Genomic DNA, 23,045 nt, shown 5'->3' with positions numbered 1-23,045 from the left:
TGGGCATGTTCCGATTCTCCTTGCTGAGACTCGGAACGAAACCCAGGGCGCTTCACTGGTGCCTGGTGCCTGGTGCCTGGTGCCTGGTGCCTGGGCAGCGACCTGCGCGAGGGGGCGGGGCCGGGGGAGGGTCAGGCGGTGGCGGGCTGCTTCTCACGATCGGCATCGGCGGGGTCGGATCCGGCCGCGCCGGCGGTGTCGTCGGCCCCGGTCGGCTGCGTGGAGGATGCGTCCTGGCCCTCCGCGGCCTCCGCAGCCTGCTCGGCCTGGATCGCCTGGAACGAGGTGCGGCGGGCGGCGTCGTACGCCTTCTGGTCGAGGATCTTCTCGCGCCGGGAGACGATCACCGGCACCAGCGCCTGGCCGGTGACGTTCAGGGCGGTGCGGCCCATGTCCAGGATCGGGTCGATCGCGAGCAGCAGGCCCACGCCCTCGAGCGGGAGGCCCAGGGTGGACAGCGTCAGGGTGAGCATCACGGTCGCACCGGTCATGCCGGCGGTCGCGGCGGAGCCGAGCACCGAGACCAGGACGATCAGCAGGTAGTCGGTGACGCCGAGCTGGATCCCGTAGAAGTTCGCGACGAAGATCGCGGCCAGCGCCGGGTAGATCGCGGCGCAGCCGTCCATCTTGGTGGTCGAGCCCAGCGGGACCGCGAACGACGCGTAGTGGCGCGGCACGCCCATGCGCTCGGTGACGGCCTGGGTCATCGGCATGGTGCCCAGCGAGGAGCGCGAGACGAAGCCCAGCGAGGTCGCGGGCCACACGCCGCGGAAGAACGAGCCGATGGACAGGCCATTGATCTTCAGCAGGATCGGGTAGACGACCAGCAGCACGATGAACATGCCGATGTACACGTCGGCGACGAAGACGCCGAGCTGCCCGATGGCGTTCCAGCCGTAGCTGGCCACGGCGTTGCCGAGCAGGCCGACGGTGCCGATCGGGGCGAGGCGGATGACCCACCACAGCAGCTTCTGCACGATCGCCAGCGCGGAGCCGGTGACCTTCAGGAACGGTTCGGCCTTCTCGCCGACGGAGAGCACGGCGATGCCCACGGCGATGGAGATGACCAGGATCTGCAGGGCGTTGAAGCTGAGGGAGACGGAGCCGTCGTCACCGGCGGATCCGGTGATGCCCAGGAAGTTCGAGGGCACGAGGCCGGTGAGGAAGTCGAGCCACCCGCCCTGGGTCTCGGAGGCGCTCGCGGCGTCGGCCGAGATGCCGGAGTTGGCGCCGGGCGAGGTCACGGCCCCCAGGGCGATGCCGATCGACACGGCGATGAGGGAGGTGATGGCGAACCAGAGCAGGGTCTTACCCGCCAGCCGAGCGGCGTTGGTGACGCCTCGCAGGTTGGCGATCGAGGTGACGATCGCGAGGAAGATCAGCGGCGGGACCAGGGCCTTCAGCAGGGTCACGAAGATCGTGCCGATGGTCTCGAGGACGGTGGTCAGCCCGTTGGGGCCGTCACCGCCGTCCTCGCCGGCGCCGGGGACCGGGCCGATCTGGGCGGCGACGAGACCGAGGACCACGCCGAGGACGAGTCCGATCAGGACCTGCCAGCCGAAGGGGATGCGGATGACCGCGCGCAGCGGGTTGCGCCTGCGCGTCGGGGTCGCCTCGCTCGAGGGGGAGGGGGTGCTCGTTGTGCTCACGCGAAAGGACGCTACGCCCTTCCCTGTCTGGCATCAACGGTTTACCTAGGTGATCACAGTAGTAGCACTTATGAGTTGTGGGCATCTCCCAGGTAATCGTCACCGACCGCACCCGTGGTGAACGCAGCTCGCTCGGCGGGCGAGAGCAGCACGCAGAACTGGTTGCCCTCCGGGTCGGCCATGATCATCCACCCGGTGCCCGGGCCGTACTGCCCGCGATGATCGGCGACCGGCACCGCGCCGTGCTCCTGGAGCCAGGCGATCTCCTCGTGCTGGGGCCGCTGACGAGGGCGCACGTCGAAGTGGATCCGCTTGGCCGGAAGGACGTCGTCCTGGACCTCGAGGAACAGCAGGGTGTGCCCGGTCTCCGGGTCATGGATCGCGCACTCCTCATGCCCGGGCAGGTTCGGATCCTCCGCGTCCATCGCGTAGTCCAGCGCGATCCGCCACCACTCGCTGAGGGCGTAGGCGTCATGGCAGTCGATGCTGGTGTGGGAGAGGAAGACGCTCATCGCGCCAGTCTTGGCGGGCGTGGCACGGGGGTCAAGCACTTTTGGCCCGGCCGACGGCGCTGCGCTTTTCGTGCCGGCATCCGCCCCGCAGTCCACGCGGAGGGTCCGGCGCGGGGGCCCGCCCGGTGCTGCCCCGCCCAACCTCGCCCAGCCCCGCCCAACCCTGCCTGCCTCGCCTGGCCTGCCCTTCTTGTCCTGCCGGCCTCCGCTGATCGGCTGATGGCGCGGTGGTGATCTCAGCCGAGCGCACGATGCGCTGGCGCCCGACGGATGACACTCTGACGACATGTCTGAAAGCCCTGTTCACCCCGCCGACCCGTCGGGATCCGACGCCGCCCCAGACGATGCAGCAGCCGCGGTGGGCGACGCCACGTCGCAGCAGGCGCCCGATTCCGGGGTCGGGTTCGGTGATCGGGAGCCGACGCGCTTCGCGGCCGACGTCGAGTACCGCGGCCGCGCCGAGGAGCACGACTACCTGGTGCGCGTGCGGCACCGCTTCCTCGATACCACCTTCACCGTGGTCATCGACGGCATCGAACACGACCCTAAGGCGGAGGAGAAGACACGCAAGACGGTCGAGCGGGGGAAGAACGAGCGGGAGAAGGACGACGAGGACGCGAGCGCGGAGAAGGGCGCCGCCGAGGGCGTCGAGGGTCCCGACGATGCGGCCGGCAATGCCGCTCCCGCCGACGACCTGCAGTTCCGGCTCGAGGAGAACTTCACCGTCCTCTACTGCACGGTGCGCCGACCCGACGACGACGGGGATCTCCATGATGCAGAGGTGATCGCGGTGCGCACCGCCGGGCTCGGTGGCGCCGGCGAAGTCGATGTCCGCCATGGTCTCGAGCGCTCCCTGCTGGTTCCCGAGGACGACAGCCCGTCGGCCGTGCGTGACGTCAAGCGCCTCGCGCACCCAGCGCGCTACGCACTGGTCGCCGCGCTCGCGAAGGCCGCCGGTTTCCTGATCCCGCTGCTGGGATTCGGCGCCCTGTTCAGCGGACTGCTGGACCCGGTCAAGGAGTGGATCGGAGCACTGATCCGACCGGTCATCGACGCGATCGTGGGTGTGATCGAGCCGGTCCGGCGGTGGGTCGCGGAGCTGCTGCGACCCGTTCAGGAGTTCCTCGACGCATTGTTCGCGCCGGTGCGTGCGTTCTTCGCTGCGCTGCTGCGCCCGGTCGTGGACGCCTGGAACTGGCTGATGGATCTGCTGTTCGGCTGGATCCCGGATCTGTCGCTGCCGTTCAGCGTGCCCGAGTGGGTGATCGACGTGTCCGTGCCGGTGATCGTGGTGCTGGTGGTGTTCGTCGTGACGTTCAGCGGCCTGCGGCGTCGTCAGGCGAAGCTGGATGCGACCAGGGCCGCGAGCAGTGGCGGAGCGGGCGCCATGAGTGGATCCGAGCGGGCCGACGGAACCACGGAGGACGTCGCGAGCGACGAGACCATCCCGGACCCGGACGGGGTGCGTGGAGCGGGCCCGGAGGAGCTGCGTTCTCACGCGGGGAGATCGATCACGGCTGATCACGCGAAGTCAGAGGAATCGGATGACGAGATGACCAGCATGCGCACCACCGAGCACGCTTCCTCCCCAGAGTGAACCTGTCCCCAACGGCGAGGAACGTCGGCAGGCTCCATTAGCCTGTGTGGGTGGCCACTGCTCTGTACCGTCGTTACCGCCCGGAGTCCTTCGCCGAGGTGATCGGCCAGGACCACGTCACCACGCCCTTGCGGCGTGCGCTGCGCGCGGGCCGGATCGGTCACGCCTATCTGTTCTCGGGTCCGCGAGGCTGTGGCAAGACCACCTCGGCGCGCATCCTCGCGCGCTGCCTGAACTGCGCCGAGGGGCCGACGGATATCCCCTGCGGTCAGTGCGATTCCTGCCGCGACCTCGCCACCGGCGGCGCCGGCAGCCTCGACGTGGTCGAGATCGACGCCGCCAGCCACGGCGGCGTCGACGATGCCCGCGAGCTGCGTGAACGCGCTGCCTTCGCGCCGGTGCGTGACCGCTTCAAGGTGTTCATCATCGACGAGGCCCACATGGTGACCTCCGCCGGGTTCAACGCGCTGCTCAAGCTCGTCGAGGAGCCGCCGGACCATGTGAAGTTCGTCTTCGCGACCACCGAGCCGGACAAGGTCATCGGCACCATCCGCTCCCGTACCCATCACTATCCTTTCCGCCTGATCCCGCCGCAGGTGCTCGGGCCCTATCTCGAGCAGGTCTGCGTGGCCGAGGGCGTGAACGTCGGCACCGGCGTCATGCCGCTCGTGGTGCGGGCCGGTGGTGGCTCCGCACGAGACTCCATGTCGGTGCTGGACCAGCTCATGGCCGGCGCGGCGGATGACGGCCTCGACATGCAGACTGCGATCGCGCTGCTCGGCTTCACCGACACGGCCCTGCTCGACAGCGCCATCACCGCCGTCGCCGAGCGCGACGCGGGAGCGCTCTACTCCGCGGTCGAGCATGTCCTGGCCACCGGCCACGAGCCCCGCCGCTTCGTCGAGGACCTCCTGGAGCGGATGCGCGATCTGATCGTGCTGGCCGCCGTGCCGGATCGCGGCGCGGATCTGCTGCCGCAGGTCCCGGCCGATGATCTCGAGCGCATGCGCGGCCAGGCCACCCTGTTCGCCCCGGCGGATCTCTCCCAGTGCGGTGACCTGGTCCACGAGACGCTGTCCACGATGAGCGGGGCGACCTCGCCGCGTCTCCATCTCGAGCTGCTCGCCGCGCGACTGGTGCTGCGCGATGAACGTGCTGCGCTGGCCGCTGCGGCCGACGGGCCGGCTCCCGCCGCGGGCCGTCCGGCGGCGGCCCCGAGCGGTCGTGGGGGACAGGCTCCCGGTGGATCGGCGCAGGTCGGTCCGGGTGCCCAGGCAGCGCCGGGAGGGTCCGGAGGTCGCGAGGAGGCCCGGCGTATCGCGCAGGAGAAGGCCGGTGCGGCGCGCCAGGCCCAGGGCCGCCCGGGCGGCCAGCAGGATCAGCGCACCGGTCAGCCGGCACCGCAGCCGCCGGCCGACGGCGGTTCCGCGCCGCGTCCAGACGCCCCGCAGCAGTCCGGCGGGTGGGATGTGCCGGTGTCCCGACCGGGCAGCGGTGCGTCCGCCTCGACCCACTCCGAGGAGCAGGTTCCCGCTACCGCAGCCACGGCAGCCACTGCCAGCAGGGCCGGTATGGGCTCTCAGGGTCCCGCACCCCAGACGTCTGACTCCCAGGCCCCTGTCCACCAGAGCTCCGCGCCTCCCGGCTCCGCCCCCCAGAGACCTTCCGTGCAGGAGTCGGCTCCGCGCGAGAGTGCCCCGCAGGATCCCGCTGCGCATGATGCGCCGAGCGCGGCTCCGGCTCCTGCCACCGGAGGCAACGCAGGTGGGGGTGGCCCGACCGCGGACCAGGTGCGCGAGCACTGGTCCGCGATCCTCGATGAGCTCTCGCAGATCCGTCGCCCCAGCTGGGCGCTTGTCTCCCAGAACGGGCACATCAATGCTGCCCACGACTCGACAGTGGTGATCGGCTTCCGCACGGACGGTCTGGTCTCCGCGTTCCACCGCGGGACCGCGGCGGAGAATCTGGCCGAGGCCGTGCGTCGGATCATGCATATCGAGGTCACGATCGAGGCTGTCGTCGGTGAGGATCCGGGCCCCGGTGGCGGACGTGGGCCCGGTGGCCCCAGTGGTGGCAGTGGCCCTAGTGGTCCCAGCAATCCTGGCGGCACTGGCGGCACCGGTGGTGGCAGTGCCCGCCCCGGCCCGGACGGATCGCAGGGACGCTCGGGACAGCAGGGACCCGGTGGCGCCCCAGGCGGCCCGGGTGACCCCGCCGCCCAGCAGCAGCAGCGCGCGACGACCGAGGCCCTCGATCGCCCCGGCCCCGGCCCCGGCCCCGGCCCTGACTCTGCCCGCGGCCCCGGCCCCGGCCCTGACCCCGCCCGCGGCCCCGGCCCTGCACCGGTCACGGGCCGAGCGAGCGTTGACGCGCCCCCACAGGCCGCTGAGACCGGACCAGGCGATGCCCCTGTCCCGTGGGGCGACGCCGTCACGCAGATGACTCCGCAGAGCACGGCACCAGATCGCGCAGACCCTGCCCCGGCGGCCCAACAGCCCACGTCGGCAGGTCAGCGCGCGTCGGACCGTGCCATGCAGGCGGCTGCTCGGGTGTCCCAGGCAGGGCGAGGTGGTGCGGCCCCGGCCACTGCCCGGGTCGAGGACTTCGCGCCCGAGCCCGACGACCCGTACCCGCCGGACCCCGAGGACTTCTATCCGCCGGACCCCCGTCCGCGAGGCGACGATGCCGGTCCGTCCCAGCGCGATGCTGCACCCTCGAGCCCGCGCCATGCCGAGCACACCGGCCGATGGTCCGACGCCCTGGCCCCCGCCTCCAGCCCCGTAACAACTGCGCCGACCCCGCAGGACCAGGCCGCGCCGCAGGCAGCAGCGCCGGGTCACGCCACCGACGCATCGGGAGAGATTCCCGTCGTCGACGACGAGGGCCGCGACTCCCTGCCCCCGGAGGAGCCTCGCACCTACGGGCAGAACGCCTTGAAGCGCGCGATCGCCGAGGGCCGCGTGATCCATTCGCGCCCCGCACCCAGCTCGACGACCACCACGACGGACCCTCTGACCAGCGGCGACGAGTCCGACGATGAGTTCGAAGCGCCCGCAGGCAGTGCGGCCCCGGAACAGTCGGGAACGCCAACTGCCTCCGGAGCTCCCACAACCTCGGAACTGTCCTCGGACTCTGCGCCAACTGGCGAGCCCCCGGCGTCCGCGGGCCCTGCCGCCTCTGCGGGCCCTGCTGCCTCCGCGGCCGCTGCCGCGCCCCCGCCGTCTGCGACAGGGGAAGAGTCCGCCTCCCCGTCCGGTTCCGCTTCCGCGCGCGCGGCGGCCTCGTGGGGGACTGCCACCATGGCGTCCGCTCCCGCAGGCACTGCCGCTGGTGGCTCCGCCCCCGCAGGAGCTGACACCGCAAACCCGGAACTCGCCGCGAAGCCCTCTCCCGACGGGGCCGCCGTACCGGCAACCAGCGGTGCGGCCCTGGTCCGAGAGGCGGCGCAGGCATCGCGCACCGCCGGGCTGCGCACGCGAGGTGCGCGGACAGGCGGTGCGGAGGAACCGCGCACGGACGCCGATCCCACCGGCGGCGCGACCCGCGACGACGAGGACGCGGTGGTCGCGAACCGCAACGGGCGCGAGATCATCGAGACCGTCCTGGGCGGCAAGGTGCTCGAGGTCATCGACGAGACCGAACGGTACTGACCCGCGAGCCGTCCTGGGCGGGTGCGCCCCGCTCGGACGAGGCGAGCGTCGTGCTCAGCTGTCGCGAGCGCTGCGCTCAGTCGTCGCGCGGCTCCAGCAGACTGAACAGATCGGTGCGCAATGACGCCTGGTTCACGCCCGGCGCCGGTGGGGTCACGTAGAACTCCCAGAACGGGTAGATCATCTGTTCCTCGGAATGACCGATCTCCTCGGTGAACGCGCCCCAGCTCTCGGCGAGCCCGCCGTAGCCGCCGACGTGGCTGACCCGGCCCACGCGACCTCCCGGCAGCACCGAGGCAGTCACCTCGTAGCCGCTGGGCAGGGTGATCGATTCCGTGAGCGGCGTGTCCACCGGGAAGCCGACCTCCACATCCGCCGTGGACACCGGCGCACGGTGGTGCAGGGCGAACGCCGGACCGATCGGGTGGACTCCCACCTCTTCCAACGCGGAGACCAGGTGCGAGAACGTGCCGTCCATCAGCGTCGACATGTCATACATCGGGAAATCACGTTGGGACACCACAGCGGTGGGAAGCTCCGGCGCATCGGTCACCGAGCACACGGTGGCCGGCTCGGTGGCGTCATACGGATGAGGCAACGACGTCATCGTGCACGGTCCTGTTCAGAGTCGCGAAAGGGCCGTGCACGGTGCGACGGCCCGGCCCGACGGTACCCCTCCCGGATCGGCGAGACCAGTGCGTCCGGCGTCGTCGGCCGTGTCGCGCTCTCAGGCGCGTGCGACCGCCTCGCGATGCACGCCGGCCAGATCCAGCGCCAGTTCGCAGAACATCGAGTTCGACCAGGAGAACCATTCCCGGGTGAAGACCGTCGGGTCATCGACGTGGACGCCCTCGTGCATCATCCCGGTGCCGCCGTCGGTGTCGATCAGCTGCTCGAGGATCCGCAACCGCTCCGCGTCGTCGGTGCAGGTGAGCGCCTCGATGTTCTTCGCGATCGGCCACACGTGGTCCGTCGGGGTGTGCGGCGAGCCGACGCCCTCGAGGTACAGGCCCGCGAAGTAGTACGGGTTCTCCCGCGACAGCACCGCGGCGCGGGTGGCGAGGTAGGTCGGATCGTCGGCCGCGACGCACTCCAGGTAGGGAAGGCCCAGCAGGCTCGGCACGTTCGCATCATCCATGAACACGTGGTTTCCGCGTCCGTCGATCTCGTAGGCCCAGATCCTGGTGCCACCCGGCCCGTCGATCAGCCCGTGCTGCTGCAGCGCCTCGCGGATCTCGGCGGACAGACGGCGGGCCTCCTCGGCATCGTCAGCCTCCCCGGCGACCTGCTCCAGCAGTTCCCCGAGGCGCTCCAGGGCGAGCGCCAAGAAGTGGTTGCCCGGGATGTTGTAGCCCAGTGTGCAGGCGTCATCACTGGGGCGGAAACCCGCCCAGACCAGGCCGTTCGGTGCGGTCAGCGAGCCGCGCCCCTCGCGTGCCAGGGTGTCCTGGGCGGGGCAGTCGGCGCGCCGGAAGTAGTACTCGGAGCGTTCCTCGTGATGCTGCTCCGTGCGCACGGTGGCCAGGATCGTGCGGGCTGCGGTGACGAACTCGGTGCCGGCCCAGGAGGTGTCGCCGGTGGCCTTCCAGACCCGCCAGGCCAGATCCGGGCCGTACGAGAGGGAGTCCAGTTCGAACTTGCGCTCCCACGCCCACGGGTTGTCGAGGTTCGTGTCGTCGCTGTCCCAATGGGAGGCGTTCGGGGCCCGGTTGAACGCATTGGCATACGGGTCGATGACGATGTACTGCCAGTGGCGACGCAGCAGGCCGGTCAGCAGATCCACCAGCACCTGGCGGTCCTCCTCGGCGCCCACCCCGGCGATGACCAGGCGCAGCAGGGGCGTCAGCTGGGCGGCGGAATCTCGCAGCCACATCGCGGGGATGTCGCCGGTGATCACGAAGGTGGTGCCGTCGTCCTCGGCACTGACCGTGGTCTCGGCGGTGTTGCGGAGATAGGCGATCACGCGGCGGGCGATCTCTTCGCGCTGGGCGGTGTCGTCGAGTCCGGAGAGCACGCGCTCGTGCACGGCGTCGAGCAGGGCGGGCGGCAGCTGGGCCATGGGGGTCCTCCACGAGGGTCGGGCTGTGCTGGAACCAGGTTAGCCGGATATGTCACGGCGATGGACATATTCGAGGAATCGTCTGCGCATTGGCGGATCCCGCCAGCGAGTCACCCGCCTGTGAGTCGACCGCCTGCGAGGCACCTGCCGGCGACGCACTCGCCAGCGGGTCGGCGGGTCGGAGGGGCATCGCCAGCGGATCGGCAGGGCCGCGACGTGCGCGGAGGCACGTCGCCGGCGGCACCCGGCGTCTGCCGCGGGAACTACAGTTGGGGACGTGTATGAAGGCATCGTCCAGGACCTCATCGACGAGCTCGGCAAGCTGCCGGGCATCGGCCCCAAGTCGGCCCAGCGGATCGCATTTCATCTGCTGGACGCCGACGACGCTTCTGTGCGCCGTCTCGCCGAGGTGCTGGTGACCGTCAAGGACACCGTGCGCTTCTGCGAGATCTGCGGCAACGTCTCGGCGGAGGACATCTGCCGCATCTGCACCGACACGCGCCGCACCGACGAGATCATCTGCGTGGTCGAGGAGTCCAAGGACATCGTCGCGATCGAGAAGATCCGCGAGTTCAAGGGCCGCTATCACGTGCTCGGCGGGGCGATCGACCCGATCGGCGGGGTCGGGCCCAATGACCTGCGCATCACCCAGTTGATGAGCCGGCTCGGCTCCGGAGTGACCCAGGAGGTCATCCTCGCGCTGGACCCGAACATCGAGGGCGAGGCCACCTCCACCTACCTCTCGCGACTGCTCTCGCCCCTCGAGCTGACCGTCACCCGACTCGCCTCCGGCCTGCCCGTAGGCGGCGACCTCGACTACGCCGACGAGATGACACTGGGGCGGGCCTTCCTGGGTCGGCGCTCCGTCTGAGCCCGCCAGGAGCCCCGATGACCTCCCCGTACGACCGTCCGCTGCCGCCGCTGGTGAACCTGCCGGCCCCGCGCGAGCTGCCCCGGGAGGCGACGAACCTGGTGCCGCCCGGAGAGATCATCGCCGAGTCCAAGCGCGCCCTCGCAGGCCGCCTGCTGCGGATCTGCTGGGCTCCGGGTCTGGTGATCCTGGGCCTGTGGTACGTGCTGCTGATCCTCTACGTCACCGGCGCCTCGCCGACGTTCTGGATCCTCTCGGGGCTGATCGCGCTCGGGGATCCCGCCTATCTGCGCGCCGCCGTGACCGGGCTCGGGTTCACCTCGGGCGGGCTGTGGGCGGCGTTCCTGCTGCTCCCCGTCGTGCTGACCGCGCTGAGCCTCGCTCTGCTGCCGCTGGCTCCCAGCGCGATCGCCGGCATGGACCCGCGGCGCCATCTCAGCGAGCGCGGCTTCCAACGGGAGGTGGCCACTCGCCTCACCGCGATCCTGCTGATCCCGCCGATCCTGGTGGTGGTGGCGCTGCCGCTGAGCGTCGCCGTCGGGGTGCCGCAGCCCTGGGCCGGGCTGGGGCCCGGCCCGTTGATGGCGCTGTCCTTGGGCGTCGGCGCGATCCTGCTGGCCTGGGTGTGCGTGCGTCGCCTGGTCGGCGCACCGACGGTGCTCGGCATCCAGGCGGCGTCGACACTGGAGGCCGTCGGCCGGCTGGATCGGGATCCGCCGACCCGCCGAGCCGCTGCCCAGCGGGTCCTCGGTCAGGACCGCCGGCACCTTCCCCCGACTCCCGGCTCCGCCGCCGCTTCCGCCGCCCTGACCCCGCGCGGCGCGCTCACTGCGCTCGCGCTCATCGCCCGCGCCTGCCTGACCTGGGTGGCGCCGGCCGCGGTGGGTCTGGGATGGGTGATCTTCGGGATCACCGACCTGGTCTCTACCTTCAGCGGAATCATGCAGACGGATCTGGTGCAGGTGGATTCTCCGCTGCGCTGGCAGATGGTCGCCGTCGGGGCCCCGGTGCTGGCCCTGGTGGCCCTCGGGATCTCCCTGGCGCCCGGCTTGGCCACGCTGGCCGCGAAGAACCAGCACGGGTTGGTCCGCGACCAGCGCACCTACCCTTCTTGGGAGCACCGCGCCCGCGTGAACCCCTGGGAGGCGCGGGCAGTGGCGCTGACCGGCTGGTTCAGCGCCGGTATGGGACTGCTCGGTCTCGCCCTGTTCGCGGTGGTGCTGGCTCTGCTCGGCGCGGCGACCGCTGTGGCCTGGGTCTGGATCGTCGCGGGCGCCCTGGTGCTGGTGCCGCTGCTGGGTCTGGGGGCAGCGGCCGCGATGAGGACGGGGCTGCGGGACGTGCTGTACGGCCCGGCCGGGAACTTCATGCGCCGCCAGACCCCGCACTCGCTGATCGCGCCCGACGTCGGCACCCGCACCCAGCGCGCCGAGGACCCCGCCGTGCGGGCAGCGCTGCGCAAGCGCCTGCAGGCCCAGGGCGGGGACCACACACTGGAGATCTTCGACCTCGACGCCGCCGGGGAACGGCTCTGGGTCGACGACAGCGTGCCCGGCGCGAAGGACACCGACGTGCGCCAGGCCGACCTCGCGACCGGAAAGCTGCCCGACTTCGGAGGAGAGGGCTCACCCTTCACCGGGGGCGGGCAGGGCGCCGACGGTCAGGACCCGACAGGAGATCCCTCGCGCCGCCACCAGATCCCCGACTCGGTCACCGGTCTGCGCGAACCCTGACGGGCCGGCGCGAGCACGGGGGCGCTGCCCTCGGCGCTGGGGTGCCCACGGGGCGCTGACCCGCTCAGGCGATGCGCGTGCCCTTGCCGAGATGCTTGATCGGGACGGCCAGGCGGAACACGGCCAGGATCAAGGACCCGAGCGCGAGGAGGCCCCACGCTCCCACGCCCATCGGCCACATCGGGATCGACCTCGGGGACCCGAGATCCTCCGGGTAGTTCTCGTCCCCCGGGCTGCAGCTGTTGTAGTCCGAAGGGTGCGGTGAACTCGAGAGTTCACGCATCCCGAACTTCAGGAGGGAGAGCACGTCGGGGGAGTTCTCGGCGTCCATGTCCTCCCAGCTCGCCGTCATGTCCTGGCCCGGAGCAGTCTCGGCCAGCATCACGACGGGGTTCGGCCACATGAGGGGCTGGGTGAGATCCATCCGCCAGACCGGACGCACCTCGGCCTCCGCGACGCAGACCCCACCGGTCATCGAGCTGTAGTCGTCGTACTCGGTGTGGTAGCCGGTGACCTCGCGCTCCTGATGGAGGAGCGTCGCGGAGACGCCCCACAGGATCGGACCGACCACGGTCACGCCGAACACCAGCACGTAGGCCAGCACCACGGAGCCCAGTTGTCGCTGGGTGATGGCCGAGAGCCCCAGACCGATCGCCGTGACGCAGAACGTCAGGAAGCAGATCATCAGCACGACCCGCACCAGATAGAACACGCTGACGTGTCCCAGCAGCGCGAGCGGCAGCGCCGACGGCATCGCCAGGACCAGGAACGCGAGCCCGGTGATCAGCCCGGCGAGCAGCTTGCCCAGCACGATCTCGAGCGGGCTGAGCAGGCTCGCCTGCAGCGTGGCCAGGGTGCCGGCGCTGCGGTCGCCATTGATCGACCCGGCCGACAGGGCGGGTGTGACCAGCAGCATCGCGAACAGCACGAGCAGCATCTGCAGGCTGAACATGACCCGTGCGACCGGGGCGACCGCGCCCCACTCGGAACTGACGAGTGCAGGGGCCAGGGCGAGGAGACCGATGCCGAACAGCACCACCGTGAACACTCCGAGGGCCACGTACCAGCGCACCGAGCGGACTCGCTGACGCAGCTCGAGGGAGGTCGTCAACCACAGTCCGCGCGGACGCAGGGAGAGAGTGCCGTTCATCAGAGGGCTCCTTCGCGGCTCGCGGCCTCCGAGGCCAGATAGGCGGCCTCCAGGCGGCCGGTGGCGGGGCCGAAGGTGACCACCGCCGCCTCCTTCGCGGCCAGGTCACGCAGCAGCTTGGCGGCGGTGGACTCGTCGGGCAGGTCCACCACGGCCTCGGCGTGGCCGCCGGTGGTGTGCGCGGGATCCACGACCCCGTGATGGCGCACCCCGAGCTCGCCCAGGGCGCGGGACAGGGCCGTCGCGTTCAGGGATTCGATGCGCCAGGGCCGGGGCCGGGTGGCCAGTTCCCGCACGCTGCTGGAATCGACGACGTGACCGGCGTCGAGGAACACGACATGGTCGGCCATCTCCTCGAGCTCGGTGAGGATGTGGCTGGAGACCAGCACGGTCGCGCCGTGCTCGGCGACCTGCCGCACCACCCGCAGCAATCGGCGCCTCGACGCCGGATCCAGGCCCGACGCGGGCTCGTCCAGGATCAGCACCTGCGGGCCGTGCACGAGGGCTCGTGCGAGTCCGAGGCGCTGCTTCTGCCCTCGGGAGAGGACGTGCGCGGGCTGCTGGGCCAGGGGCACCAGGTCCATGAGCGTGAGCAGCTCGTTGACACGGGCACGGACCTTGTCCGTCGGCAGGAAGTAGGCGCGCCCCATCACCTCGAGCACCTCGGCCACGCGCAGCGAGTCCCAGGCCCCGAACTGGTCGGGCATCCACCCCACGGTGGTGCGCACCGCGGCGGAATCCTGCGAGGGGTCCACGCCGTTGATCAGCACGCGGCCGCGCTGCGGCGCGAGCAGCGAGGCGAGCATCAGCATGAGCGTGGACTTGCCGGAGCCGTTGGGGCCGACGAGCGCGGTGACCGCGCCCCGGGGCGCGGTGAACGACAGGTCGCGCACCGCGTGCACGGAGCCGAAGGAACGGCTGACCTGCTCGCACACGATGCCGGGACTCTGTTCGCCCGGTGGACCCTGCGTGCCCGATGCGCCCGGTGCGCCTGTCGGGCTTAGGGAACTTTCGGTGCGGTGCAGGGTCGGCACTCCCTGTGTGTTCTGCGGGCCGTGCGGGCTCATCGGCCCGCCCGCCGGCCGTCCGGTATGGGCTCCCTCGGCGGCCACCGTCGCAGGGCCCGGCCCGGGAAACGGACCGTCGGCACCAGGTCGCATCGGCGGCTCCCCCGAGCCGGACGATGACGACTGGGGCGAGTCGTAGTTGTCGTAGTTGTAGTTATCCACGTGTCATCCCCCTGTGACTCCCGGGCCGCACCCTCGGCCGGGGACGCGTTCTGCGTCATGACCTCAGAGTGCCACGGGGTGATCCGCGTCCGGGACGGTTCGGCGGGCACGTTCCGGAGACGAATCGTGGAGCAGTGGTGAAGGGAGTGGCTCGATCCGGTCTCGACGCCGCGGGGTCCGGTTCGTCGATCGCCTGATCGATGCGCCCGGGTCAGGCAGGGATCACCAGGGGATGACGCCGTCCTCGCGGAAGAAGCCGCCGCGCGGTCCGTCGTCACTCAGTGTGGCGAGCTGGATCGCTATCGCGGCACCCTGCTCCGGTGTCCGCAGAGCGTTGTGACCGGTGAAGTCGGTTGCGACGTAGCCGGGGCACCCGGCGTTGATGATGATGTTCGTGTCGACGAACCGGCGGGCGTATTGCGCCGTGATGCTGTTGAGCATGGTCTTCGACGGAGCGTAGGCAGCCATTTGCGGCCCGGTCTGGAGGGTCAGCGATCCCATGTCGCTGGACATGTTGACGATGCGTGGCGATTCCGCGCGCCGGAGCAGAGGGAGCATCGCGTTCGTGACCCGGACCGCCCCGAACACGTTCGTGTCCAGGACGCTGCGCACGACGTCGAGGTCGAGCGTCGTCGGGTCCTGTGCCCCGTGGTCCGTCCGACCGCCGATGCCCGCATTGTTGACGAGGACGTCCAGTCGTCCCGTGGTCTGCTCGATGGTGGCTGCCGCCGCGACGACGCTGTCGTCCGACGTGACGTCGAGGGAGACCCCGAACGCGTCGATGCCTGCAGACCGGAGGTCCGCGACCGCTGCCCGGCGTCTGTCGTCGTCGCGGGCCCCCACCGCGACGGTGAAGTCGAGGTGTCCGAGGCCTCGCGCGATGGCGAGACCGATTCCCTTGTTTGCGCCTGTGACCAGTGCTGTCTTCGTGTCTTCCATGGCACCGATGCTCCGCCGTCGAGGACCGGCGGTCCAATACCGATTCCTTCGGCGGTGATACCCACCGGGTATCACGCGCTAGTCTGCGTCCATGGACGATCTGGAGACCCGGGAGCTGCGATATTTCGTCGCCGTCGCCGAAGAGTTGCACTTCGGACGAGCTGCCGTCCGGCTGGGAATGGCCCAGCCGCCGCTGTCCCGCGCGATCAGCTTGCTGGAACGGCGACTCGGTGTCCGGCTCCTGCACCGCACCAACCGGTCGGTGTCGCTGACCGAGCCCGGCACAGTACTGCTGGAGGAGGCCAGGGGAGTGCTCGATGCCGTCGTCGGCGCCGCACATCGGACGAAGCGAGCCGGAGATCCGAGCCGACCGCTCGTGCTCGTGACGAAGGCCGGGGCATCCCATGCGCTGCTGCAACGGCTCCTCGATGCCGTGGAGAGCGAGCCCGGTGCGACCCGGATCGAGGTCCTGCTGTGCGAGGTCGGCGAGCAGACCGGGCTGCTGCGCGAAGGGCGTGCCGATGTAGCCCTCATGCATCGCCCGGTCGATGACCTCGCGGGGTTCGACACCGAGGACCTTCTGGTGGAAGGCCAGGTCGCGATCATTCCCGCCGGGCACCCGCTCGCGACCCGTGACCAGTTGACAGTGGCAGACGTCAGCGACGTGCCGGATCTGCCGATCGCGCGGTGGCCCCGGCTCGACGGGTCCTACCCGGACGGCCCCGGACCGGAGGTCCACACCCAGTCCCAGCTCGCTCAGCTCGTGGCTCTGGGCAGGGCGCTCCTGGTCATTCCTGCGTCCAGCCGCGCCTGGCAGTGGCCAGAGCACGCCGCAGTCCCCGTGCTCGACGCGCCGAGGATCACCACGGTGATCGCGTGGCCGCGCACCAGCCGGTCCCAGGCCGTGGCATCGCTGGTCCGTTCTGCGGCCGGCCTGCACGCCGGCTCGCTCCCCGCGAACCCGGACTGAGGGCTCGTGGGCGGATCGACGTCGGCCCGACCCGGAATGATCCGCGCGATCGGCGGCCGCCTCGGGATTCGGGACTCAGAACTCGGGCCCAGAGCCGGACGCGGATGCGGGGACGCTGTCGGCCTCCGCGCCAGCCTCGCCTCACTCCGACATGGCGGCGTTGCCCTCCTCCTGTGCCTGCGGGATGCCCTCCTCGGCGGTGAGGCGACCGATGAAGACCTCCTGGAAGATCGGGATCGCGGCAGTCAGGCCGGCGTTGGCACGGGCACCGATGTCCGCCTCCGCGGCGTTCTTGGCGGCCTCGACGAAGACGCTGACGTCGATGCCCTTCTTCTCCCAGAAGGCGATGAAGGCTTCCTGCGCGTCGACGTGGCCGGGGAAGGACACGCCCTGCTCGGCCAGCGGAAGCTGACCTTCGACGCTGCCCAGCCAGGTCAGCAGGGCGGCGATGCCCTCCTGCTGCTCCTCCTCGGCCTTCGCGTTGCCGACGGCGACCACTCCGTGCACGAGCGACTTCGCGCCCTCGGGGCCGGCGACCGGCGCGGCCAGGGCCCACTCGAAGGAGTCGCCCACACCGTCGGAGACTGCGCCGAGGTTGTACGGGCCCGACTGGAACAGGCCGAGCTTGCCCTGGGTGAACAGGTCGCGCGTGAAGTCACCGTTCTCATTGGTGTCCGCGGCGCTGGGGGCGACCTGCTCGACGTTGATCAGATCCGCCATGTACTGGAACGCCTCGATGCCCTCGGGGGAGGCGAAGGTGTACTCGTTCTCGTCCTGCCACTGGGCGCCGTGGGAGGCGAGCATGGGACCGATGATCGCCTGGCGGTCCGCCTGCGAGTTGAACCCGAACTGCTTGCGCGAGTCCGGATCGAAGCCGTCCTCGCCCGGGTGCTTGTCGGCGCCGTCGAGCGTGAGCGCCTTCCCGGCATCGCGCAGGGCGTCGGCGTCGGCCGTGGGGTCGAAGGCGAGGGCGGACGGGTCCACTCCGGCCTCCTCGACGAGGGCCTTGTTGTAGAACAGGGCGATCGAGTCCCAGATCTGCGGAACTCCCCAGAGGCCGCCGTCACGGGTGTAGAGGTCCACGACGCTCTGCTCCCACTGCGAGGCGCCGTCGGGGATGACCTCGTTGATGTCCAGGAGGTCCTCGGAGTCCTTGTACAGGACGTAGTTCGCGGAGTTCATCCAGTACACGTCGGCCGCATCACCGCTGGCCACGTCGAGCGGAAGGCGGGTCCAGTAGTCGGCCCACGGGACCACGTCGATCTCGACGGTCCAGCCGCTGTCGGCGGTGAAGGCCTGGAAGGACTCCTCGTAGGCGGGCACGGCGTTCTCGTCCCAGAGACGGAAGGTCAGCGTGCCCTTGCCGCCGTCGCTGGTGCCGCTGCCGTCGTCGCTCGAGGGGGAGCAGGCGGCGGCGGTGCCGAGCAGGCCGGCCGCGGCGAAGGAGGACAGGAGGGTACGACGATTCAGCATGGAGGGATCCTTCCGGGGACCTCGGAACGACGGGGGCACCCGCCAGTATCCCGCGAATCGCGAGCGAGTTGGGGAGGCGTGACACCGTGTGACAACCACGGCGCCGCTGAGTGATGCGCCGATCACCAGGAAGAACTCATGAGCTACGTGCTGGCATTCCTCATCGCGACTCTCGGGGTCGCCGCTTTCATGTACGGCGGGTACGACGACTCGCCGGGCCTGCAGGGCATCGGGCTGCTGCTGGTCCTGGCGGCGGTGGCTCTGGTGGTGCGCGCGGTGCGTCGTGCCCGGCGCCATCGCGCATCGCCGCAGCGTGCGTCACGCCCGCCCAGAAATGTCCCCCGAGGACCGGTGTTCTGCCCCGGATCGGTCCTCAGGGGACATTTCCGGGGCCGGACTGGCCTGGGCCGGGCCGGCCGGGCCGGGCTGGCCGGTGCCGATGGCGGGGGGCGTCGGCGGCACGGGTGTCAGCGGGGGCGCGGGCCTGGCGGCAGCCCGGGGCTCATCGCGGCGTCGCGGTCTCGGGTAGGCCGAACCGGGCGAACAAGCGCAGGTCGAAGAAGGCGACGACGCGCGAGATCCCCCTGGGGGTGACGGTGAGGACCTGCAGATTGAACGCCCTGTGGATGCCGTAGTCGTCGGGCATGTAGAGCCCGAATGCTGGCTGGCCATTGGCCGCGGTCGGCACGAGGAGGTGATCGCCGGGACCCTCCGCGGGGCTCTGGGCATCGACCATGCGGCCGATCACCTCGGCGCCACGGAACCATGCCGGGAAAGGCGGCATCTCATATACGGCGTCCTCGGTCAGGACTGCGACAAGCTCCTTGATGTCATTGGCGTACATCGCCGCGACGAAGCGGTCCAGCAGATCGCGCTCCGTCCCCGGGGTCGGCTCGTGGATCTCGGTCTCTTCGGGGTGGGCGTCCTTGATCTGGGAACGTGCCCGCTGCAGCAGGCTGTTGATCGCGGCCGGTGTCGTGTCGAGCATCGCGGCGACCTCTGCGGCGCTGAAGGCCAGCACCTCCCGCAGCACGAGCACGGCACGCTGGCGCGGAGGAAGATGCTGCAGGGCCGCGATGAACGCCAACCTCACGCTCTGGAGGCGGGTCACCGCGGCGAGCGGGTCCCCGGCCGCGACGGCGTGCCCGCCGAGCATCGTGTCCGGGACCGGTTCCAGCCAGGGAAGTTCGGGCCGTTGGGCCAGTTCAGCGGTCGGACCCTGGTCAGGGCCGCCCAGGCCCGCGGGCAGCGCCCGACGGCCGCGGTTCTCCAGCGCACGCAGACACGTGTTGGTCGCGATCCGGTACAGCCAGGTCCGGATCGAGGAGCGATCCTCGAATCCCTCGTAGCCGCGCCACGCACGCAGGTAGGTCTCCTGGACGGCATCCTCGGCATCGTGGATCGAGGCCAGCATTCGGTAGCTGTGTGCCAATAGTTCGGACCGGTACGGACCGGCCCGATGGTCGAAGTCCTCGAGCAAGAGCGTCATGATGAGGTCGCGATCCTCTCTGTGGCGGTACGGGGCGTGCGGAGGAGGACTGCGGCACCCAGCGCCCCGACGGCTGCCAGCGCGGCCAGGACGAAGAGTGCGATTCCGAGGCCCTCGGTCAGCTCAGCCGCCGACGGCGAGCCCGCAGCTCCGCGTGTGGCGACGCCGATCGCGATCGCCGAGGCGAGCCCGGCCCCCAGGGTGGTGCCGATGGCGAAGGCCGTCTCCTCGAGTCCCGCTGCCAGCCCCGAATCATCGTCGGCGACACCTGTCAGCGCTGCGATCTGACCGGCGACGAACGCCGCACCCATACCGACACCGAACACGACCAGCCCCGCCAGCAGATCCTCGACCAGCGACCCGTCAACCGACAGCCGGCTCAGCACCAGGCAAGCGATCATCAGCAGAATCATGCCCCACGAGGCGACGAATCGGAACCCTGCCCGGGTCACCAGGTGCTGTCCGGCCATCACCCCGACGACCGAGGTGACGGTCATGATGGCCATCGCCAGACCGAACTGGAGCGCGGAGAATCCCAGCACCTGCTGTGCGTAGAGAGTCACGACGATCAGCAGCCCGTCGACCGCGATGCCGGCGATCACGATGACCACGTTGCCGCCGACCAAGGCGCGCGAGGCGAAGATCCGCATCGGCACCAATGGCGCGGGGCTGCGCAGTTCGACGACGACGAACATCCCCGCCACCGCCACCGCACCGGCGCCGAATACCAGCGCGAGAGGGTCGATACCCTGCTCGGCGACGCGGAACAGCGCCAGAAGCGTCAGCACCAGCGCACCGCTGGCCGTCGCGGCGCCCGGCAGGTCGAGCTGTTCTCTGGTCCCGGTGCTGTCGGGCAGAAGCATCGGGCCCAGCATCAGCACGACGATGCAGACGGGGACATTGGTGAAGAAGATCCACTCCCATCCCGCCCAATCGGTGAGAACCCCGCCCAGCAGCAGACCGGCCGTTGCCCCGGTACCGCCGAGACCGCCCCAGATCCCCAGGGCCCTGTTGCGGTCCGGTCCGTCGGCGAAGACCTGCATCAGGATCGACAGACCCGCCGGAGTCATCACCGCTGCACCGACGCCCTGAGCGACCCGCGCGGCGATCAACGCCTCGCTGGAGGGGGCGAGCCCGCAGGCCAACGACGCCGCCGCGAATACTCCGACGGCAGCCATGAACGTCCGTCGTCGGCCCGCGTAGTCGGCCAGCCGCCCGCCCAGGAGCAGCAGAGCGCCGATCGCCACCCCGTAGGCGGTGATCACCCACTGGACTTCCGCCGGGGCGAAGCCCAGGTCGATCGCGATCACCGGCAAGGCCGCATAGACGCTCGTCGAGTCCAGTACGCCCATGAACATCGCCATGCACACCACGGCCAACACCCACCATCGATGCTTCGTCACTGCTGCTTGCACATCGGTCGTCATCGTCTGTCCTCTCCGTGCCGGTGCCGCACCGAACCGTTGTCAGCGTCTGGTCACAGGGGTAGATCCCTGGCAGTGGACGAACTCATCGCTCCGCCGAGCGTTCGGTTTCGGGTGACCCGGATCGACCGGGGGTCGATGCCGCTGCTGGTGGGCCGAGAAGGATCGGGAACATGCCGAGGAAGATCGATCCTCAGCGACGCGGGAGGTGCATGCGGGACGCGCCGGAGCACCAGCAGGAGGACCTCGCCCTGACCGCTGGGGCCACCGCGGTGGCCCGCTGGGAAGACGTGTCCCGCGAGTCCGTGCGGCGCGGGCTCGCCCCAGCGATCCGCGCCGACGGTGCGCCCTGATGCGTGCCGCCGCTGCTCCCCAGGGACGGACCCTTACCGGTGCGGCCGGCCCACGGCACGGTGCCGGGACGTCAGCGCAGGGTCGTGTTGCCGACGGAGCGGGTGATCTGCTTCTGGAACGCGATCATGAGGATCACCAGCGGCAGCATCGCGAGCGTGGTGCCGGCCATGACCAGCGTCCAGTTGTTGTTGTACTGCGATTGCAGCGCCGAGGTCGCCACGGTGATCGTGCGCCACTCGGGGCCCGAGGTGATCACCATCGGCCACATGAAGTTGTTCCAGTGGGTGACCACGGTGATGAGCACGAGAGTGACGATGATCGGTCGGTTCAGCGGCACCACCAGGTGCCACAGCAGGCGCAGGGTGCCGGCGCCGTCGATCCGCATCGCGTCCATCAGCTCGGTCGGGATCCCGCGGAAGTTCTCCCGCAGCAGGAAGATTGCATACGGCGAGCCCAGCACGAACGGCAGCACCAGCGCCCAGAACGTGTTGCGCAGCCCGACCTCGCTCATCATCAGGTACAGCGGCACCACCACGACCACCTGCGGCACCATCAGCGTCGCGATGTACACCCAGAACAGCAGGTCACGGCCGGGGAAGCGGAGCTGGGCGAAGGCATAGGCGGCGAGCACCGAGAACACCATCTGCCCGACCAGGATCACGGCGACCATCTGCACCGTGACCACCACCGGGGTCAGGAATCCGTCTGGTCCGGCGGACGGAGCGAACAGGGCCGCGAAACTCTCCAGCACCGGCGGCGCGGGGATCGCCAGCGGGCCCTGCTGGGCGAACTGCTGGGACGAGGTGAAGGCGGTCATCACCGAGAACAGGAAAGGGCCCAGGGTGAGCACGGCGGCGAGGGCGAGCACCAGGTAGGTGCCCGCGTAGCCCGCCAGCGCACGCGCCTGCATCGAGGCGGGGCCGGAACGGCGGGCCCGGGAACCGGACGACCGGCCGGCGGAGGAGCCCCGGCGCGCGGAACGCGGCACGCCGGTGGACTCGGGGCCGCCCTGCGAGGGCGGCATCGCGGTGTCAGGGGTGGTCGGCATCGTCGGTCTCCTCTCAGCTCATGTCGTAGGTGATACGGCGGGCGAAGTAGCGCTGCTGGATCAGCGTGATCACCACCAGCAGGACGAACAGGATCACCGCGACGGCGCTCGCCCGCCCCAGGTTCGAGGTGGTGAAGGCCTCGTGGTAGACGAGGGAGGCGATGACCTCGGTGCGGTGCTGGGGGCCGCCGCCGGTCAGTGCGAAGACCATGTCGAAGACCTGGAAGCTGGCCACCACCTGGGTGACGGCCAGGAAGAACGTCGTCGGTCGCAGCAGCGGGATGGTCATATGACGCATCGACTGCCAGGGACCGGCGCCGTCCAGCCGCGCCGCCTCGTAGATCGAGGTGGGGATCTTCGACAGGCCGGCCTGGAAGAACAGCGAGATGTAGCCGACGTTCTGCCAGATCGCGACGAAGGCCACCGCAGGCAGTGCGAGGGAGGGATCGGTGAGCCACTCGATCCGCACGCCGAGGATCTGGTTCAGGGCGCCGACGGACGGTTGGAGGATCCACTTCCACACCACGCCGAGGGCCAGCGGGGCGCACACCCAGGGGATCACCACGATCACTCGCACCACCGCCGACCCCGGCAGCGCCTGCACCAGCCGCGTCGCCAGGACCAGGCCCAGCGCCAGGGAGACCGGCACCGAGATCAGGGTGAACAGGGCGGTGACCACCAGCGAGTTCACGAGCGCGCCGCTGGAGAGCAGGGACGCGTAGTTGTCCAGCCCGATGAAGTCGCGCGTTCCCAGCAGGTCCCAGCGGAACAGGGAGACGACGAAGGCGAGGATCACCGGCAGGATCAGGAATGCGGTCACCCCGATCAGACTGGGAGCGATCAGCAGCCACCCCAGCAGGGGCCGACGAGAGTTCATGCCGCCCCTTTCACGCGCCGT

18 protein-coding genes are annotated in these 23,045 nt (G+C 70.3%); 6 read left to right on the top strand and 12 right to left on the bottom strand.

All coding sequences use genetic code 11. The features are described 5' to 3' along the window. Window positions 1–131: 131 nt before the first annotated feature. Window positions 132–1,649, bottom strand: a complete 1,518-nt coding sequence (locus INT51_RS14170) for a dicarboxylate/amino acid:cation symporter (protein ID WP_193105970.1) — start codon at window positions 1,647–1,649, stop codon at window positions 132–134. 68 nt (window positions 1,650–1,717) lie between these two features. Beyond that, entirely contained in the window at window positions 1,718–2,161 is a 444-nt protein-coding gene (locus INT51_RS14165; RefSeq protein WP_193105969.1) for a VOC family protein, read from the bottom strand. A 286-nt stretch (window positions 2,162–2,447) separates the two neighbouring features. Between INT51_RS14165 and INT51_RS14160 the strand changes: the two genes are divergently transcribed. Together INT51_RS14160 and INT51_RS14155 are read left to right on the top strand one after the other, a co-directional pair. Beyond that, window positions 2,448–3,758 carry a hypothetical protein gene (locus tag INT51_RS14160; RefSeq protein WP_193105968.1) on the top strand — a complete coding sequence of 437 codons (1,311 nt, stop codon included), beginning with the start codon at window positions 2,448–2,450 and terminating at the stop codon, window positions 3,756–3,758. A gap of 50 nt (window positions 3,759–3,808) precedes the next feature. Beyond that, a complete protein-coding gene (locus INT51_RS14155; protein WP_193105967.1) occupies window positions 3,809–7,408 on the top strand; it encodes a DNA polymerase III subunit gamma and tau in 3,600 nt (1,199 codons plus the stop codon). A gap of 76 nt (window positions 7,409–7,484) precedes the next feature. Here the strand turns inward: INT51_RS14155 and INT51_RS14150 are convergent, their stop codons facing one another. Further along, a complete protein-coding gene (locus INT51_RS14150; RefSeq protein WP_193105966.1) occupies window positions 7,485–8,015 on the bottom strand; it encodes a transcriptional regulator in 531 nt (176 codons plus the stop codon). Window positions 8,016–8,135: 120 nt separating this feature from the next. Beyond that, window positions 8,136–9,467 (bottom strand): glycoside hydrolase family 125 protein, encoded by a 1,332-nt coding sequence (locus INT51_RS14145; RefSeq protein ID WP_193105965.1) that lies wholly within the window; start codon window positions 9,465–9,467, stop codon window positions 8,136–8,138. 277 nt (window positions 9,468–9,744) lie between these two features. On the opposite strand from INT51_RS14145, the gene recR reads away from it, so the two are divergent. After that, a complete protein-coding gene (gene recR, locus INT51_RS14140; RefSeq protein WP_193105964.1) occupies window positions 9,745–10,338 on the top strand; it encodes a recombination mediator RecR in 594 nt (197 codons plus the stop codon). Between the two features lie 17 nt (window positions 10,339–10,355). Continuing rightward, window positions 10,356–12,071 carry a hypothetical protein gene (locus INT51_RS14135; protein ID WP_193105963.1) on the top strand — a complete coding sequence of 572 codons (1,716 nt, stop codon included), beginning with the start codon at window positions 10,356–10,358 and terminating at the stop codon, window positions 12,069–12,071. Between the two features lie 64 nt (window positions 12,072–12,135). On the opposite strand, the gene INT51_RS14130 is transcribed toward INT51_RS14135, so the two are convergent. From INT51_RS14130 to INT51_RS14120, 3 genes are all read right to left on the bottom strand, one after another. After that, the gene (locus INT51_RS14130) at window positions 12,136–13,221 is read right to left on the bottom strand and encodes an ABC transporter permease (protein WP_193105962.1); all 1,086 of its coding nucleotides are present in this window, start codon (window positions 13,219–13,221) and stop codon (window positions 12,136–12,138) included. Then, window positions 13,221–14,156 (bottom strand): ABC transporter ATP-binding protein, encoded by a 936-nt coding sequence (locus INT51_RS14125; protein ID WP_370540811.1) that lies wholly within the window; start codon window positions 14,154–14,156, stop codon window positions 13,221–13,223. Before INT51_RS14125 ends, INT51_RS14130 begins: the two co-directional genes overlap by 1 nt. A gap of 516 nt (window positions 14,157–14,672) precedes the next feature. Beyond that, window positions 14,673–15,389, bottom strand: coding sequence for an SDR family NAD(P)-dependent oxidoreductase (locus tag INT51_RS14120; RefSeq protein ID WP_193105961.1), 717 nt, complete (start codon window positions 15,387–15,389; stop codon window positions 14,673–14,675). A gap of 91 nt (window positions 15,390–15,480) precedes the next feature. Here INT51_RS14120 and INT51_RS14115 point away from each other — a divergent pair, with 91 nt between their 5' ends. Then, entirely contained in the window at window positions 15,481–16,359 is an 879-nt protein-coding gene (locus INT51_RS14115; RefSeq protein ID WP_193105960.1) for a LysR family transcriptional regulator, read from the top strand. A gap of 141 nt (window positions 16,360–16,500) precedes the next feature. Here the strand turns inward: INT51_RS14115 and INT51_RS14110 are convergent, their stop codons facing one another. The 3 genes from INT51_RS14110 to INT51_RS14100 all read right to left on the bottom strand — a co-directional run bounded on the left by INT51_RS14110 (window position 16,501) and on the right by INT51_RS14100 (window position 20,748). Next, the gene (locus INT51_RS14110; RefSeq protein WP_193105959.1) at window positions 16,501–17,832 is read right to left on the bottom strand and encodes a sugar ABC transporter substrate-binding protein; all 1,332 of its coding nucleotides are present in this window, start codon (window positions 17,830–17,832) and stop codon (window positions 16,501–16,503) included. A gap of 502 nt (window positions 17,833–18,334) precedes the next feature. Further along, window positions 18,335–19,321, bottom strand: a complete 987-nt coding sequence (locus INT51_RS14105) for a sigma-70 family RNA polymerase sigma factor (RefSeq protein WP_193105958.1) — start codon at window positions 19,319–19,321, stop codon at window positions 18,335–18,337. Then, window positions 19,318–20,748: an MFS transporter gene (locus INT51_RS14100; RefSeq protein WP_193105957.1), complete on the bottom strand. Its 1,431-nt coding sequence runs from the start codon at window positions 20,746–20,748 to the stop codon at window positions 19,318–19,320. Before INT51_RS14100 ends, INT51_RS14105 begins: the two co-directional genes overlap by 4 nt. 170 nt (window positions 20,749–20,918) lie before the next feature. Here INT51_RS14100 and INT51_RS14095 point away from each other — a divergent pair, with 170 nt between their 5' ends. After that, window positions 20,919–21,098, top strand: coding sequence for a hypothetical protein (locus tag INT51_RS14095; RefSeq protein ID WP_193105956.1), 180 nt, complete (start codon window positions 20,919–20,921; stop codon window positions 21,096–21,098). Window positions 21,099–21,169: 71 nt separating this feature from the next. Here the strand turns inward: INT51_RS14095 and INT51_RS14090 are convergent, their stop codons facing one another. Continuing rightward, window positions 21,170–22,009: a carbohydrate ABC transporter permease gene (locus INT51_RS14090; RefSeq protein ID WP_193105980.1), complete on the bottom strand. Its 840-nt coding sequence runs from the start codon at window positions 22,007–22,009 to the stop codon at window positions 21,170–21,172. Between the two features lie 151 nt (window positions 22,010–22,160). Further along, complete coding sequence (locus tag INT51_RS14085) at window positions 22,161–23,024, bottom strand: carbohydrate ABC transporter permease (RefSeq protein ID WP_193105955.1); 864 nt, start codon at window positions 23,022–23,024, stop codon at window positions 22,161–22,163. Between the last annotated feature and the right edge of the window lie 21 nt (window positions 23,025–23,045).

It is taken from the genome of Brachybacterium sp. FME24, assembly GCF_014897705.1.
Lineage (GTDB): Bacteria > Actinomycetota > Actinomycetes > Actinomycetales > Dermabacteraceae > Brachybacterium.
The sequence above is the reverse complement of the archived record's forward strand: the minus strand, read 5'-3'. Positions and strand labels throughout refer to the sequence as shown.

Coding starts and splice junctions, on each gene's coding strand:
- INT51_RS14095 (WP_193105956.1), top strand. CDS start 20,919: ATGCCGAGGAAGATCGATCCTCAGCGACGCGGGAGGTGCATGCGGGAC.
- INT51_RS14120 (WP_193105961.1), bottom strand. CDS start 15,389: ATGGAAGACACGAAGACAGCACTGGTCACAGGCGCAAACAAGGGAATC.
- INT51_RS14165 (WP_193105969.1), bottom strand. CDS start 2,161: ATGAGCGTCTTCCTCTCCCACACCAGCATCGACTGCCATGACGCCTAC.
- INT51_RS14085 (WP_193105955.1), bottom strand. CDS start 23,024: ATGAACTCTCGTCGGCCCCTGCTGGGGTGGCTGCTGATCGCTCCCAGT.
- INT51_RS14160 (WP_193105968.1), top strand. CDS start 2,448: ATGTCTGAAAGCCCTGTTCACCCCGCCGACCCGTCGGGATCCGACGCC.
- INT51_RS14100 (WP_193105957.1), bottom strand. CDS start 20,748: ATGACGACCGATGTGCAAGCAGCAGTGACGAAGCATCGATGGTGGGTG.
- INT51_RS14105 (WP_193105958.1), bottom strand. CDS start 19,321: ATGACGCTCTTGCTCGAGGACTTCGACCATCGGGCCGGTCCGTACCGG.
- INT51_RS14110 (WP_193105959.1), bottom strand. CDS start 17,832: ATGCTGAATCGTCGTACCCTCCTGTCCTCCTTCGCCGCGGCCGGCCTG.
- INT51_RS14145 (WP_193105965.1), bottom strand. CDS start 9,467: ATGGCCCAGCTGCCGCCCGCCCTGCTCGACGCCGTGCACGAGCGCGTG.
- INT51_RS14150 (WP_193105966.1), bottom strand. CDS start 8,015: ATGACGTCGTTGCCTCATCCGTATGACGCCACCGAGCCGGCCACCGTG.
- INT51_RS14130 (WP_193105962.1), bottom strand. CDS start 13,221: ATGAACGGCACTCTCTCCCTGCGTCCGCGCGGACTGTGGTTGACGACC.
- INT51_RS14135 (WP_193105963.1), top strand. CDS start 10,356: ATGACCTCCCCGTACGACCGTCCGCTGCCGCCGCTGGTGAACCTGCCG.
- INT51_RS14090 (WP_193105980.1), bottom strand. CDS start 22,009: ATGCAGGCGCGTGCGCTGGCGGGCTACGCGGGCACCTACCTGGTGCTC.
- INT51_RS14115 (WP_193105960.1), top strand. CDS start 15,481: ATGGACGATCTGGAGACCCGGGAGCTGCGATATTTCGTCGCCGTCGCC.